Genomic DNA, 15,485 nt, shown 5'->3' with positions numbered 1-15,485 from the left:
AAGGGTTTTACCCAAGTTCTTTTAGTTTATTAAGCTGGCGATGCGTAACCGAAGTATTGGCACCTTTAGCAATAAAGTAGGGGAGAGAGTTAGGTAGTGTTCTGGCAGCGCTTTCTGCTGCTGCTTGACTTGGAAAACTTCCAAATACACAGCTACCGGTTCCTGTTAACTTTGCTTGGCAGACTCGACCAAGTAAGTTTAGTGCTTCATGCACTTCAGGATATAACCTCTCGACTACAGCTTGGCAATCATTACGATGACCTTGCTCAAGAACGGTGCGTATAGTAATCGGCTGACTATCCCTTGTCAACTCAGGGGCGGAAAATACCTCAGCGGTACTAATGCAGACCTTAGGCGTTACCACTAAAAACCAGGGCTCCGGTAACACTAAAGGAGTCATTTGCTCACCGACGCCTTCAGCAAAACAGGACTGACCTTGAATAAATACTGGCACATCGGCACCGAGTTGCAAGCCTAGCTGGGCCAGCTTGGTGAGGGGTAATTGGCACTGCCAAAGCTGGTTGAGCGCCAGTAACGTAGTGGCGGCATTGGAGCTGCCACCGCCGACCCCTCCGCCCATTGGCAATTGTTTATTTAGCCAGATTTCAGCGCCTTGCTGAGAATTACTGTGCTGTTGTAGCAGATGCGCCGCACGTAAAATGAGGTTCTGCTCAGGCAGGACACCGGGTAACGAGTCATGCAGGATCAGTTGATGATCAGTGCGCAGCTTAAATTGCATGCTGTCGCCATAGTCCAAAAACTGAAACACCGTTTGCAGTTGATGGTAACCATCAGCGCGCCGGCCGATAATATGCAGCATTAAATTAAGCTTGGCCGGAGAGGTTAGGGTTATGAGTGGGTGGGTCATGTTAACTCATTGTGCGGGCTTGTTATAACGCGCTTTGGGCGTTCCATTCTTTAATCACTAAGGTTAGTTGTAAGTTGTGGCCACTAACTTTCATCCGTGTAGGTAGGGCACCTTGGGCTTCAGACTCGTAGTCTAGGTAGTGAATGTCCCAGCCAGCTTGTTGTAGGCGGCTCAGGCGCGCGAACTCATCAAACTCAGTATGGGCAGCCAGTTTGGGCACAGGTAAGCCTTTAGCCCAAGATAATAAAAACTCTACTGGCAGTGACCAGCCTAACTCTTGCTGCATTAGGGTTTCTGCAGATTCGGCAACAAACGAGCCTTTGCTGCTAATGTCTAGGCGTACTCGGCCAGGTTGTCCAGATAGTCGGGTAGCTCCTTGGCCAAGTGGGCCGTTCAGGCGAATATCAAAATATTGCTGATCTTGGTACCAAGTTAGCAGTGCACTACCGGATTGAGCTGGGCTGCGTAGGCCTAATTTACCGGATAAATTCCACTGGCTGATTGGGCGCACACTTTGTTCATGGGTCTGCCAAGTTAAAGCCGAATGACCTGTTGGCTGATCGGGCTTTGGGGTCAGGTTGGAGCAACCAACGAGGGTTAAACCAAGTGCGGCGAGTACTAAATATCTAAGCATTAGCGCTGATCTTTTCCAGTTAAACGTTGCAAGGTGTCTAAAACAATAGGGTGCTCAGGGCTTTCTTGTAAAGCTTGCTTTAATAATTTGCGTGCCTCACGTTGCTTATTGCGTTGCCAGAGTACCTCAGCTAGGTGCGCGGCTACTTCTGGATCAGGGTATGCATTGTAGGCTTGGCGTAGCCAGTGTTCAGCTTCATCTAAACGATCCAGTTTAAAGTACAGCCAGCCAAGAGAGTCTTGGGTGGCTGGCTCTTCTGGGTTGAGCTTATGCGCTTGCTCAATTAAGGTTTTGGCTTCTTCTAGACGCGGTGTTTGTTCGAGCAAGGTATAGCCTAGTGCATTCATTGCCATGGCATTGTCTGGCTCTAAACGTAAAATTAACTTTAAATCTTGCTCCGTTTGCTTGAGGTCACCGGCAGACTCTGCCAGCATCGCACGGCTATAAAGCAGTGGAATATCATCCGGATAATCGTTTAGGCCTTGGTTAATCAAAGTCCAAGCCGCTTCTGTAGCGTCATGCTCTTTGAGGCTAGCAACCTGTAGCATATACAGATCTACCGCTAGATCAGGATGACGTTGGCGCTGGAGTTCAGCGTAGGCCAAGGTGTCAGCAGTGGGTTGCAATTGCAACATCAGCTCCATTACCCGCTGCTGAGCATTAAGAAAGTAAGGGCTGGGGGTAACGAGCTTATGTTCTTCTAGTGCAGCTTTATATTCTTGCATGCCCTCATAGGTGAGGCCTAAGTAAAAATGGGCGGCATCTACTAGTAGCTCATCGTCAATCAGTTGAGTTAAATACACCTCAGCTTCTTGCCAAGCTTCAAGGTCTAAATTGACTAAGCCTAAAGATAGACGAATATCTTCATTCTCGGGGTAGCGATTGTGTAGATCTAAAAATTCGCTGCGCGCTTCTTCTAAGCGCTCCAGCTCAATGAGTAGGCGGGCATAGTTCAAGCGTACGCGAATATCATTTGGCCGTAGTTCTGCTGCTTGTTTTAAGACCGGCACCGCCTCAGATTTTCGATCCAGTTGCGCCAATAATGAGGCTTGTAATAATAGGGGGGCGGTGTGCTGCGATGCAGCAGGGTGTCGCTGCAGTACTTTGAGGGCACGCTCTGGGCGATCTGCTTGATTGAGCAGTAAGGCATAGCCATAGATAATTTGTAAATTCTGCGGGTGTTTGCGGCTTAGCTGCTTAAAAGTGCCTAATAAATTTTGTAGGGTGCTGTCACTGGCTTGGCTGGCTGATAGCGCTAAAAAATCAAAGTTGGTTTCAGCGTCAGCTTGCAGCAATTGCTCCATGATGGTCATTGAGCGAGTAAGCTGTCCGTGACTGGCGAGCTGAATGGCGAATGCGCGCTGGGCTTCTACGTCATCTGGGGCTGCTTGCGACCAAGTTTCTGCAGTGCTTAGTAGGTACTCAGGGGCATTCATGTACTCGGCGATAAAAAACGCACGCCGAGAAATTGCAGGGTCTTTGGTAGCTTGTGCGGCTGCGCTATAGCTTTGCAGGGCGTAATCGAACTCTTCACGCTGCCCCGCAATTTCAGCCACTAATAAAGATAAGAGGGTGTCTTGACTGAAGCTTTTGCTGGCAGGCGTTGTAGGAGCAGCAGTGCTTGGCGTGCTCGCAGCTGTTTGAGCGGAAGGCTCAGATTGCGGAGTAGAGGTTACCGCTTGGCAAGCGGTAAGAGCTAAGCAAAGAGGTAACAGCGTAAAAAGACGATTCATAGAGCCTGCATCACGTGTATTAGGTTATTGATCATGAAAGTGAACAGCCGCAGATAGCCGAATGCTGCCACTAAATCCATGCACGGTGAATTTTATCAGAGAAAAAACACAGGGCTAAGTTCAGGTGCAACAGATTCTAGCCACAATTCAGTGTCTTTGCATAATAGCGTACAGAGTTTGTTTCACTAAGCTATGAGACGCGAGTTGTGTCGCTGAAGACACCTTAACCCTAGCAGAAATTCTGCAGTTACCCGAAAACCTAGAGAGTGTGTAAAATACCTCGTTTAGTCTTTTATATTGAAGTTAATCAGGGGAGGTTGTTCTGAGCGGTTGAAAGTAGGAGAATTACCCACTTTATTTAACTGTTTAGCGACTGTACATGGCTTTTATTGCTCTAGGTATTAATCATAAAACAGCCTCGGTTGAGGTGCGTGAGCGCGTGGCGTTTGGTCCTGATCAATTGGTTGGGGCTTTACAGCAACTGTGCCAGCACGTTAAGGGGCGAGAAGCGGCTATTCTGTCAACCTGTAACCGCAGTGAGCTGTATTTAGATGTAGAGCAGATTAACCCTGAATCAATTTTGCAGTGGTTGGCTGAATACCATCAGTTAGAGTTTGCCGACTTAGCAAAGTGTGCTTATGTTTACACCGATAAAGAAGCGGTACGGCACATGATGCGGGTTGCCTGTGGCTTAGATTCTTTGGTGTTGGGCGAGCCACAAATTTTAGGGCAAATTAAAGACTCCTATAACTATGCGCGTGATGCAGGAACCATGGGGCCTTTACTGGGGCGTTTGTTTCAGGCCACCTTTAGCACGGCAAAAACTGTACGTACTGATACGGCTATTGGTGAGAACCCAGTCTCAGTAGCTTTTGCGGCAGTCAGTTTGGCTAAGCAAATATTTAGTGACTTATCGACCAGTAGGGCACTGTTAATTGGTGCTGGTGAAACCATTAGCTTGGTGGCCCGTCATTTACATGAGCAGGGCGTTAAAAAAATAGTAGTGGCCAACCGTACTTTAGCGCGTGCTGAAGAGCTGGCCCAAGAGTTTGCTGGCGAGGCGGTCTTATTATCTGATATTCCCGATGAGCTGGTTAAAAGCGATATTGTGATCAGTTCAACCGCCAGTCAGTTGCCTATTTTAGGTAAAGGTGCGGTTGAACGTGCACTAAAACAACGCAAACACCAACCCATTTTTATGGTGGATATTGCCGTACCCCGTGATATTGAAGCTGAGGTTGGTGAGCTCAGTGATGTGTATTTATACAGTGTCGATGATCTACATGAAGTAGTTAGCGAAAACTTAAAAAGTCGCCAAGGCGCAGCGAAGGCTGCAGAAGATTTAGTGGTACGTGGCGCTCAAGATTTTATGCAGCGGCTACGAGAGTTGAGTGCAGTTGATGTACTGCGAGCATTTCGTCAGCAAGGCGAGCAGTTACGTGATGAAGAGTTAGAGAAAGCCCAACGCTCGTTAGCCAATGGTACACCTGCAGAGGAAGTGCTGGCGCAGTTAGCCCGTGGGTTAACTAACAAATTTTTACATGCACCCAGTGTGCAGCTTAAACGCTTGACAGCCGATGGGCGCAATGAAGCGCTGAACTTGGCTCAGGAATTATTTGGACTTAATACGGGTGAACCCAGCAAATGAAAGCGTCATTAGTGAAAAAACTGGAGATTCTTCAAGAGCGATTTGAAGAATTAACCGCCATGCTGGGCGATGCACAAATTATCAGCGATCAAGAGCAGTTTCGTGCCTGCTCTAAAGAGTACGCTGAGGTTGAGCCAGTGGTTAAAACGTTTCAAGACTGGAAAGACAATCAAGCCAATCTTGCCGAAGCACAATTACTGTTAAAAGACAGCGATCCAGAAATGCGTGAGATGGCGGAAGAAGAAGCCGCAACCGCTAAACAGCAGATCGAGCAATTAGAAGATGAGCTGCAACGCTTAATGTTGCCAAAAGACCCCAATGATAGTCGTAACGTGTTTTTAGAGGTGCGTGCGGGTACCGGTGGGGACGAAGCAGCTATTTTTGCTGGCGACTTATTTCGCATGTATTTACGCTACGCTGAAAATCAAGGCTGGCGTGTAGAAATCTTGTCGGAGCATGAGGGCGAGCACGGCGGCTATAAAGAAGTGATTGCACGGGTTGAAGGTAATAATGTGTACGGTCAGCTTAAGTTTGAATCCGGTGCGCACCGCGTGCAGCGAGTGCCAGAGACCGAATCTCAAGGTCGGGTACATACTTCAGCGTGTACGGTAGTGATTCTGCCAGAGCCGGATGAGCAAGCGGCGATTGAAATTAACCCAGCTGATTTACGGATTGATACCTATCGAGCCTCAGGCGCTGGTGGTCAGCACGTTAACAAAACAGACTCTGCGGTACGTATTACTCACTTACCCACGGGTACGGTGGTGGAGTGTCAGGAAGAGCGCTCACAGCATAAAAACCGAGCGCGGGCCATGGCCTGGTTAGCGGCTCGTTTAGAAGATCAGCAAAGTAGCGCTGCTCAACAAGAAATTTCTGATACGCGTCGTTCTTTAGTGGGGTCGGGCGATCGCTCAGAGCGTATTCGTACCTATAACTATCCGCAGGGTCGAGTCACTGATCATCGCATTAACCTTACGCTCTATTCATTAGCGGATGTGATTAATGGTGAGTTAGAGCAAGTGTTGGCCCCTCTGTTGCTGGAGTACCAAGCCGATCAATTAGCGGCTTTAGGCGACTGATTGTAATGCTAACCACCATTCAGACGCTGCTTACGCAAAGCAGCGCAGTGATTGAGTCAGACACTGCGCAGTTAGATGCTGAGTTATTGCTGTGTCAGGTGCTGGGCAAGCCACGTAGCTATTTGTTTGCGTGGTCAGAGCAAGTGCTGACTGCCGAGCAGTTGGCACACTTTGAGCAGTTGTTGGCGCGGCGAGTGGCCGGGGAGCCGATTGCCTATATTGTGGGTAAACAAGGTTTTTGGAGCCTCGACTTAAGCGTTGAGCCCAGTACTTTGATTCCTCGTGCAGATACTGAAACCTTGGTCGAGCAAGCGCTGCAACTGCCCTTAAAGGCGCAGGCAGAAGGGCTACAGGTGTTGGATTTAGGTACAGGTACGGGCGCCATTGCCTTGGCTTTAGCGAGTGAGCGCCCAAACTGGCAAGTGACAGGAGTGGATCGCGTGCCTGAAGCGGTGGCTTTAGCGCAGCAAAATCAGCAACAAGTGGGCTTAACTAATACGCGCTTTTTAACCAGTCACTGGTTTGACTCACTGGCTGGAAGTCGTTACCAGTTGATTGTCAGTAATCCGCCCTATATTGCGGAGCAGGATCCCCATTTAGCCCAAGGCGATGTGCGCTTTGAGCCGATTTCTGCGCTGACTTCAGGCGCTGATGGGCTAGACGATATCCGCCATATTATTCAGCAGGCGCCTAAGTATTTAGCTAGACACGGTTGGCTACTGTTGGAACATGGTTATGATCAAGCCGAAGCGGTGCAAGCCTTGATGTTGGCACAAGGTTTTTTAGCGGTTGAGACTAAGCAAGATCTAGGACGTAATGATCGTATTACCTTCGGGCAGTGGTGCATAAACTAAGCATTGCAGAGGGCATTTAGAGGTGTGAGTTCCATGTTAAGCGATGCTGAGTTACTGCGTTACAGTCGTCAAGTGCTGCTGCAGCAGGTTGATATTGAAGGGCAGCTGGCGCTAAAAAATAGCACGGTGTTGATTGTTGGGTTAGGTGGTCTAGGCTCACCTGTGGCTTTGTATTTAGCAGCAGCGGGAGTGGGACGTTTATTATTAGCTGATTTTGATCGGGTCGATCACACTAATTTACAGCGGCAAATTTTGCACTCCACAGAAACGGTTGAGCAGCTAAAAACTGAGTCGGCCCAAGCGCGTTTACGGGCACTTAATCCAGAAATTGTGCTGCACAGCATTGATCAACAACTGGATACAGACAGCTTGGCGGCGTGGGTGCAGCAGGCGACGATCGTTTTAGATTGTACGGATAATTTTTTAATTCGTGAGCAGCTCAATCAAGTATGTATTGCCCAGCAAACACCTTGGATTAGTGGGGCGGCGATTCGTTTGCATGGTCAGCTTACGGCATTTGACCCCAGAGTTGACAATAGCCCTTGTTATTTTTGTTTGTATGGGGCCGGTGATGAGCAACAGCTGACCTGTAGTGAAGCGGGTGTGTTAGGGCCATTGGTAGGCACGATTGGTAGCTTGCAAGCTTTAGAAACGATTAAGCAACTGGTTGGATTTGGTCGCTCAATGGTCGGGCGCCTGTTATTGGTTGACGGCCTGACTACCGAATTTCGCGAGCTAAAAGTTAAACGTGATCCTGAGTGTCCGGTCTGTGCTACCACTCATGGGTCGTTAGGCGTCAAGTAATGCAAGCGCCAATTGGGATTTTTGATTCTGGGGTAGGTGGCTTATCGGTATTAACCGAGGTGCAAGCGTTATTACCCAATGAGCGTTTAATTTATATTGCCGATAGTCACTACTTGCCTTATGGCGATAAGCCCAATGCGTTAGTGATTGAACGCAGTGTAAAACTAACCGAATACCTGTTAGCGCAGCAAGCTAAAGCAGTTATTGTTGCCTGTAATACCGCGACGGCTGCCGCAGCTGGGTATTTACGGGAGTGTTGGCCAGAGCTACCTATTATTGGCTTGGAGCCTGCGGTTAAGCCAGCTGCTAGCTACAGCAAGCAAGGAAAAATTGGCGTTTTGGCGACGCAAGGCACTTTGTCTAGCCAGCGTTTTGCTTCGTTATTAGAGCGTTATGCCGCCGCACTTGAAGTAGTTAGTCAGCCTTGTATAGGCTTGGCAGATCAAATTGAGCGTGGGCTACTCACCACCAGCGAGACCCGCGCTCTATTAGAACGCTACCTGCAACCTATTCAGCAGGCGGGGTGCGATGCTTTAGTCTTGGGTTGTACTCATTACCCCTTTATCAAGCCTTTGCTGGAAGAGTTACTAGATGATTCGATTAAGGTATTTGATACGGGGCCAGCGATTGCTCGGCAGCTGCGTACAGTTTTGTTTCAACGTGGACTGTTAGCTGATCAGTCAAGCACTCACTTACCAGCGTTTTATACCACCGGCTGGCCCGCACAATTTGAACAGGTATTGCATCTATTGCTAAACATACGTACTGCCGTGCAGCCGTTGTCACTGGAGTGATGGCGCAGCAGATATTTTATGATGGAGGAGTAAGATCTATGCAGCACATACCACTAAAAAAATCTTTAGCTTCATTGCTTGGGGCATTGCTAAGCTTATATTGCCTACCAGCCAATGCGCTGGATGTTACTGCTGCAGTGGGCTTTACTGGAGAGTCTACTTGGACGTTAAGATTAGCTGCCCAGTCCGACTTTAAGCGCAGCTGGTGGGTCACCGATACTGGGCAGTTATCAGGGTATTGGGATGGCGCTTACACCTATTGGCAAGGCGATAAGACGGTAGACAATCACAGTTTGTCGCTGAGTCCGGTTTTTCGCTACGAGTTTAACGCACGTGCGGTTAAGCCTTATGTCGAAGCGGGTATCGGTTTAGCTGCTTTTAGTAAGACTCGTTTAGAAAAGCAAAAACTCAGCACGGCTTTGCAGTTTGAGGACCGTATCGGTATGGGGCTACGTTTTGCCCAGCAAGAAGTTGGGGTGCGGGTGATCCATTACTCGAATGCGGGAATTAAGCGTCCCAATGATGGGGTGGAAAACTACACGGTGCATTATCGAATGTATTTTTAAGCGTGGCTGCTGGTTCAAAACTTGGCGCGTAATCAGCTGAAGTAAGCTGGGTGATGGGTGAACAATCGGCGAAACTGTTGTCCATCTCTGATTCAGTCATTGTTGAAGGAGTAGAGTATGCGTCAACCGTATCCGGATGGATTAGCTACCCCGCAACGCTATGGCGCAATAGTCGCGATAGGCTTGGGGATTATGCTGTCGGTGCTGGATGGCACCATTGTCAACGTAGCGCTACCTACTGTTACCCGAGAGTTACAAACCACCGAGGCACACTCGATTTGGGCAGTAAATGCCTTCCAGCTGGCGGTTTTAATTAGTCTGCTGCCTTTGTCATCGCTGGGTGATCGATTGGGTTACCATCGCATTTACTTAACCGGTATTGTCGGTTTTATTTTTACCTCATTACTTTGTGGTTTTGCTCCCAGTTTAGGCTCCTTGGTTGCAGCTCGCACCCTGCAGGGCGTTTCAGCTGCAGCAGTGATGAGTGTCAACACAGCTTTGGTGCGGCAAATTTATCCAAAGGCAAAGCTTGGGCGTGGGATGGCGATTAACTCATTGGTCGTCGCTTTATCAGCTGCCGCAGGGCCGAGTATCGCCGCTGCGGTATTGTCCGTTGCTAGTTGGCACTGGTTATTTTGGATTAATGTGCCAGTGGGATTAGCTGCTGCTATTTTATCCTTTAAGTTTTTACCACGACGGACTCCACAGAAGCCAGAGCATGCTTACGATTACTTAGGCGCGGTATTTAATGCGTTAACTTTTGGCTTGTTCTTCTTAGCCGTCAGTGGATTAGCGCATCAACTAAGCAGTGGCTTAATTGTCGGTGCAGTTGTGGGTTGTGGGTTGATAGGCACTCTTTTTGTGCGTCAGCAGCAAGGCTCAAGCGTGCCGTTATTACCTTTGGATTTATTGCGTATACCTATTTTTCGCTTATCAATTATCACTTCCATGAGTTCCTTTACTGCACAGATGTTAGTCATGATTTCCTTGCCTTTCTATTTGCAGGGTGTATTGCAGCGCGGTGTGGTTGAGACGGGGCTTTTATTAACGCCTTGGCCAATTGCAGTGATGATTGTGGCGCCGATCGCTGGGCGTTTAGTGGGTAAGGTGCATGCTGGAATTTTGGGGGCCTTAGGTTTGGCTCTGTTTGCATTAGGCTTAGGCCTGTTGGCGGTGTTAGGTGAGCAAGTGAGCAATGCCGACTTTGCTTGGCGGGTGGCACTCTGTGGGGCAGGCTTTGCGCTCTTTCAATCGCCTAATAATTACACCTTAATTAGTTCGGCTCCGGCTAATCGCAGTGGCGGTGCCAGCGGTATGCTTGGTACGGCGCGCCTCACTGGGCAAACCTTGGGCGCTTCTTTGGTGGCCTTATTGTTTACTTGGTATCCGGCAAATGCCGGGCAACTTGCAATTAGTGTAGCCTGTGGCTTGGCAGTGTTAGGGGCAGTATTAAGTGCGTTGAGAATTCGCCAGCGAATTCCTAGTTAAGCAGGTGATAAATATAAGTTATGAATCAAAACCTAGGATTAGAAAAATATGGCTGCAGCAGAGCTAATTGAGCGTTATTTAGATGCGCTTTGGTTACAGCGAGGGTTGGCAAAAAATACTCGGATGGCTTATCGCACCGATCTGTTGCAGTTTGCCAGTTGGCTGGCACAGTCACGGCAGCCTGAGCTGCAGCGAGTCAGTCGTGATCAACTATTGGCTTATTTAGCCTGGCGTTTGCAGCAAGGTTATAGCGCTCGCGCTACTGCTCGTTTTTTATCCAGTGTCCGTGGATTCTATGCTTTTTTACTTGAGCAGCGCTTGATTGACGAAGACCCCACACTATTGATTGACATGCCAAAGCTAGGGCGCGCCTTGCCAGATACCTTAACTGAGCAAGATGTAGAACAATTATTGTCTGCTCCGGACTGTGAAGATACCTTGGGCATGCGTGATCGTTGCATGCTTGAGGTGCTGTACGCTAGTGGTTTGCGTGTCAGTGAGTTAGTGGCTTTGCGTCTAGATGAGCTCAATCTTCGTCAAGGTGTGATTCGAGTAATCGGTAAGGGGGGCAAAGAGCGCTTGGTGCCCTTAGGTGAGGAAGCAATTCAGTGGTTAGAGCGTTATTTGCAGCAAGCCCGACCTATTTTATTGGGGCTAAAACTATCGGATGTGGTATTTCCTAGTTTGCGTGGCAGTCAAATGACGCGGCAGACGTTTTGGCATCGAATTAAGCGCCATGCGGCTGCTGCGGGAATCACCAAGCCATTATCACCGCACACCTTGAGGCATGCATTTGCTACCCACTTGCTTAATCATGGTGCTGATTTGCGGGTGGTGCAAATGCTGCTAGGGCATACCGATCTGTCTACCACGCAAATTTATACCCATGTGGCTAATGTGCGCTTACAGCAATTGCATGCGCAACATCACCCGCGGGGATAAAACCGCTAATAACTGCTGTGATATTGTTCGTTAGCGGCGGAAATGTGGTAGGCTTTAACGTTATTTTGCCTGGGTGCCCAGTGTTGGGCGCCCAAGCGTTTATCAGGTTACAAGGCGCCGCTAATGCGCTTGGCCTTAGGCTAAAAATTATTAATCAATGGCGTATCCTGCGCTGTTACTGTCATGGGGATCAAACTGCGTGAAATCGGTCAAAGTAGGGATCTGTGGACTCGGCACTGTTGGTGGCGGAACTTTTAACGTTTTAAAGCGAAATGCAGAAGAAATTACGCGCCGTGCGGGCTGTGCTATTGAAGTGATTCAGGTAGCCACCCGTGCGCGTAACCCGCACTGCGATACCAGTAACACGCTGATTACCGATGATGTTTTTGCTGTAGTCACTAACCCTGAAGTCGATGTCGTGGTGGAATTGATCGGTGGCGATACTATCGCTAAAGATTTGGTGCTGCAGGCAATTGAAAACGGTAAGCATGTAGTGACTGCTAACAAAGCCTTGATTGCTGTGCACGGTAATGAAATCTTCGCTAAAGCTCGCGAAAAAGGCGTGAGTGTTAGTTTTGAAGCTGCCGTAGCGGGCGGTATTCCAGTGATTAAAGCGATTCGTGAAGGCTTAGCCGGTAACCGGATTAATTGGTTAGCAGGTATTATTAACGGTACTGGTAACTTTATTTTAAGTGAGATGCGTGAAAAAGGCCGTGATTTTGCTGATGTGTTAGCCGAGGCTCAGGCTTTAGGCTATGCCGAAGCAGATCCTACGTTTGATGTGGAAGGTATTGATGCGGCGCATAAGCTCACTATTTTGGCCTCGATTGCCTTTGGGATTCCGTTACAGTTTGATAAAGCCTATACCGAAGGTATCACTCAGTTGACGACTGCTGATGTGAATTATGCTGAGGCCTTAGGTTATCGGATTAAGCATTTAGGCGTTGCACGCCGTACGGCCGACGGTATTGAGTTGCGGGTGCATCCGACGATGATTCCAGCCGATCGTTTGATTGCTAACGTCAATGGCGTGATGAATGCAGTCATGGTGAATGGCGATGCGGTCGGTAGCACCTTGTACTACGGTGCTGGCGCCGGCATGGAGCCCACTGCGTCAGCGGTAGTGGCAGATATTGTTGATGTGGCGCGTTCATTATCAATTGCTCCTGAAGCACGTGTACCGTATTTGGCCTTCCAAGACGATGCGCTTTCTAGCCATCCAATTTTACCGATAGAACAGTGTGAAAGCGCTTACTACTTGCGTATTCAAGCTCAAGATCATCCAGGCGTACTGGCTCAGGTAGCGAGTATCATGTCTGAGCGTGGTATAAATATAGAGTCAATCATGCAGCTTGAAGCCGAAGAGCAAGAAGGCTTAGTGCCAATGATTTTGGTTACCCATCGAGTCCAGGAGCAGTTGATTAACGAAGCTGTAACTGAGCTTGAAAAGCTCGACAGCATTTCTGGCGCGGTGGTCCGTATTCGCGTAGAGCAACTGGCCTAATCATCAATTATTTGGAGCATAGGTATCCCATGCGTTATATCAGTACTCGCGGTGCAGCCCCCGCGCTGAATTTTGAGGAAGTATTGCTGGCGGGTTTGGCCAGTGATGGCGGTTTGTATGTGCCAGAAAATTTGCCGCGTTTTACCGTGGAAGAGATGGCATCTTGGGCTGGTTTGCCTTACCACGAGCTCGCTTTCAATGTGATGCGGCCCTTTGTTGCGGGCTGCATTGAAGATGCTGATTTTAAAGCCATCTTAAAAGACACCTATGGTGTGTTTGAGCATGCAGCGGTAGCTCCTTTGCGTCAGTTAGCAGGTAATGAGTGGGTGATGGAATTATTCCATGGGCCGACCCTTGCGTTTAAAGACTTTGCTCTGCAATTGCTCGGTCGTCTGCTTGATCATGTGCTGACTAAGCGTGGTGAGCGGGTGGTCATTATGGGGGCTACTTCCGGTGATACCGGTTCGGCTGCCATTGAAGGTTGCCGCCGTTGTGAAAATGTTGATATTTTCATTTTGCACCCACATCAGCGTGTTTCAGAAGTTCAGCGCCGGCAAATGACCAGCGCCATTAGCGATAACATTCATAATATTGCCATTGAAGGTAATTTTGATGATTGCCAAGAGATGGTAAAAGCCAGCTTTGCGGATCAGGGTTTTTTGAAGGGTACGCGCTTAGTGGCGGTGAACTCGATTAACTGGGCGCGAATCATGGCGCAAATTGTCTATTACTTCCATGCTGCAATCCAATTGGGCGCTCCTCAGCGATCTGTGGCATTTTCAGTGCCAACTGGTAACTTTGGTGATATTTTTGCCGGATACTTAGCGCGCAATATGGGGCTACCAATTAATCAGCTGATTGTTGCGACTAACCGCAATGATATTTTGCATCGCTTTATGAGCGGTAATCGTTACGATAAAGATACTTTACATCCGACTTTATCACCGTCGATGGATATCATGGTGTCTTCTAACTTTGAGCGCTTACTGTTTGATATGCATGGTCGCAACGGTGCTTTGGTGGCCGAGCTGATGGATACTTTCCGCGCAACAGGAAAAATGTCGGTAGAAGATGACCGTTGGACTGAAACCCGTAAACTGTTTGATTCGCTAGCGGTGGATGATCAGCAAACCTGTGACACCATTGCTGAGGTTTATCAGCAAACCGGTGAGGTGTTGGATCCACACACTGCTATTGGAGTAAAAGCTGCCCGTGAGTGCCGCCGTAGTGTATTAACTCCGATGGTGATTTTAGGTACAGCGCATCCAGTTAAATTCCCGGAGGCAGTTGAAAAAGCAGTGCCGAGTGTCAAATCAAAGTTGCCGCCTCATATGGCTGATTTGTTTGAGCGTGAAGAACGTTGCGCGGTGTTAGCTAATAACTTAGCAGCAGTACAGGATTTTGTCACACAGCATGGCAACCGTGGAAATCCTTTATAAATCATAGCTTTGCTTAAACGCTATACCAAGCCTGACTAAGATTATTAGTCGGGCTTTGTTGTTTTTTAGCGCACTGATTCTCAGCTCATCAAGAATTTTTCTGAACTTTTTATGCAGGACTTTAGTCGGTATAGGTAGCTTCATACTAAATTAAACGAGCTAGGAGACAGATTTATGACGATGAAAAAAGTATTAATGGGTGCTTCTGCTGCCACGATTTTACTGGCCCCTTTCATGGCTCAGGCAGCTGATCCTATTTCTAATATTGGTTTAATGGGTAGCCATAACCGTTACAAGTTAACCTCAAAAATTGAAGATTTGGATAATTCAAAAGAGCGTATGCCTAAAGGCGGTATTTATTATAACTTTGGTAACAAGCTAACCGGTGAAGAGGGCTTTATTTACCAAGCGGGCGCTCATGCGCAGTACGGTAAAAAAGGTGATGTAAAAAACCGTGAAGCACAGCTGGATTTAGATGGTGGTTACCGTTTAAGTATTGACGAGCGTAACTATGTGGACGGTTTATTAGGTGTAGGTTACGAGCACAGCCGTTACGATGACAAAAAAGGCACCAATGTTCGTCTTACCAATAAGATGCCATTTGCGAAAGCAGGTGTTGGGTTTAACCACCAAGGCGATACGGTGCTGACCCGTTTAGAAGTGGGGTCACGTTACAATATTGATGCTACCACCAAGGTGCACGTACAAGGGCTAGGTAACGAAAAAGTAGACATGAAAAATAAGCATAATCCTTATGCCGAATTAACTTTCATGTGGGATAAAGGCTATAACGATCTACCTATTACTGCAGGTTTGTACTATACCCAGCACAATTATAAGTTGAAAACTAAGCGTGACATCACAGGCTCAGAACTTAAGAATGATGAGTACGGTGTGAAAGTAGGCTTAGCGTTTTAAGACGGTTTAGTTGATTAAGAGTAAGCCTCAGTTCTTTCGGGTACTGAGGCTTTTTTATTGATTATAAAAAATTGAGGTATAAAAAAAGCGCATCTACAGATGCGCTTTTTAATAATTTGGTAGGCACAATTGGATTCGAACCAACGACCCCCACCATGTCAAGGTGGTGCTCTAACCAGCTGAGCTATGTGCCTACAATGGTCGCGTATTATAT

Annotated in this window: 14 protein-coding genes and 1 tRNA gene; 11 read left to right on the top strand and 4 right to left on the bottom strand. The window is 48.0% G+C overall.

From position 1 onward, the window contains the following. Positions 1-7: 7 nt before the first annotated feature. Genes ispE through AKN87_RS04155 form a run of 3 tightly spaced genes read right to left on the bottom strand, consistent with a single transcriptional unit; the run spans position 8 to position 3,235 of the window. Positions 8-868, bottom strand: coding sequence for a 4-(cytidine 5'-diphospho)-2-C-methyl-D-erythritol kinase (gene ispE, locus AKN87_RS04165; protein WP_053102575.1), 861 nt, complete (start codon positions 866-868; stop codon positions 8-10). 22 nt (positions 869-890) lie between these two features. Continuing rightward, positions 891-1,502 carry a lipoprotein insertase outer membrane protein LolB gene (gene lolB / locus AKN87_RS04160; RefSeq protein WP_053102574.1) on the bottom strand — a complete coding sequence of 204 codons (612 nt, stop codon included), beginning with the start codon at positions 1,500-1,502 and terminating at the stop codon, positions 891-893. Then, on the bottom strand, positions 1,502-3,235 hold the full coding sequence (locus AKN87_RS04155) for a tetratricopeptide repeat protein (protein ID WP_053102573.1): 1,734 nt from the start codon (positions 3,233-3,235) through the stop codon (positions 1,502-1,504). The genes lolB and AKN87_RS04155 overlap by 1 nt, the downstream gene beginning before the upstream one ends. A gap of 379 nt (positions 3,236-3,614) precedes the next feature. Here AKN87_RS04155 and hemA point away from each other — a divergent pair, with 379 nt between their 5' ends. The 11 genes from hemA (at position 3,615) to AKN87_RS04100 (ending at position 15,271) form a co-directional block, all read left to right on the top strand. Continuing rightward, the gene (gene hemA, locus AKN87_RS04150; RefSeq protein ID WP_053102572.1) at positions 3,615-4,883 is read left to right on the top strand and encodes a glutamyl-tRNA reductase; all 1,269 of its coding nucleotides are present in this window, start codon (positions 3,615-3,617) and stop codon (positions 4,881-4,883) included. Continuing rightward, positions 4,880-5,962: a peptide chain release factor 1 gene (gene prfA / locus AKN87_RS04145; RefSeq protein ID WP_053102571.1), complete on the top strand. Its 1,083-nt coding sequence runs from the start codon at positions 4,880-4,882 to the stop codon at positions 5,960-5,962. The genes hemA and prfA overlap by 4 nt, the downstream gene beginning before the upstream one ends. Before the next feature lie 5 nt (positions 5,963-5,967). Next, on the top strand, positions 5,968-6,816 hold the full coding sequence (prmC, locus tag AKN87_RS04140) for a peptide chain release factor N(5)-glutamine methyltransferase (protein WP_053099783.1): 849 nt from the start codon (positions 5,968-5,970) through the stop codon (positions 6,814-6,816). A 33-nt stretch (positions 6,817-6,849) separates the two neighbouring features. Next, positions 6,850-7,620 (top strand): molybdopterin-synthase adenylyltransferase MoeB, encoded by a 771-nt coding sequence (locus tag AKN87_RS04135; RefSeq protein WP_053099782.1) that lies wholly within the window; start codon positions 6,850-6,852, stop codon positions 7,618-7,620. Continuing rightward, the gene (murI, locus tag AKN87_RS04130; RefSeq protein WP_053102570.1) at positions 7,620-8,414 is read left to right on the top strand and encodes a glutamate racemase; all 795 of its coding nucleotides are present in this window, start codon (positions 7,620-7,622) and stop codon (positions 8,412-8,414) included. The genes AKN87_RS04135 and murI overlap by 1 nt, the downstream gene beginning before the upstream one ends. Positions 8,415-8,452: 38 nt before the next feature. After that, a complete protein-coding gene (locus tag AKN87_RS04125) occupies positions 8,453-8,980 on the top strand; it encodes an acyloxyacyl hydrolase (RefSeq protein ID WP_053099780.1) in 528 nt (175 codons plus the stop codon). A 117-nt stretch (positions 8,981-9,097) separates the two neighbouring features. Then, positions 9,098-10,468 (top strand): MFS transporter, encoded by a 1,371-nt coding sequence (locus AKN87_RS04120; protein ID WP_053102569.1) that lies wholly within the window; start codon positions 9,098-9,100, stop codon positions 10,466-10,468. Between the two features lie 48 nt (positions 10,469-10,516). Further along, entirely contained in the window at positions 10,517-11,410 is an 894-nt protein-coding gene (gene xerD, locus AKN87_RS04115) for a site-specific tyrosine recombinase XerD (protein ID WP_053102568.1), read from the top strand. Between the two features lie 199 nt (positions 11,411-11,609). Further along, positions 11,610-12,914, top strand: coding sequence for a homoserine dehydrogenase (locus AKN87_RS04110; protein ID WP_053099777.1), 1,305 nt, complete (start codon positions 11,610-11,612; stop codon positions 12,912-12,914). Positions 12,915-12,943: 29 nt separating this feature from the next. After that, positions 12,944-14,353, top strand: coding sequence for a threonine synthase (thrC, locus tag AKN87_RS04105; protein WP_053102567.1), 1,410 nt, complete (start codon positions 12,944-12,946; stop codon positions 14,351-14,353). 174 nt (positions 14,354-14,527) lie between these two features. Then, complete coding sequence (locus tag AKN87_RS04100) at positions 14,528-15,271, top strand: hypothetical protein (RefSeq protein ID WP_053102566.1); 744 nt, start codon at positions 14,528-14,530, stop codon at positions 15,269-15,271. A gap of 117 nt (positions 15,272-15,388) precedes the next feature. Here the strand turns inward: AKN87_RS04100 and AKN87_RS04095 are convergent. Further along, positions 15,389-15,465 (bottom strand) — tRNA-Val (locus AKN87_RS04095). Between the last annotated feature and the right edge of the window lie 20 nt (positions 15,466-15,485).

The organism is Thiopseudomonas alkaliphila (assembly GCF_001267175.1).
Classification (GTDB): Bacteria; Pseudomonadota; Gammaproteobacteria; order Pseudomonadales; family Pseudomonadaceae; genus Oblitimonas; species Oblitimonas alkaliphila.
Note: the sequence above shows the minus strand (reverse complement) of the source record. Positions and strands in the feature narration are given on the sequence as shown.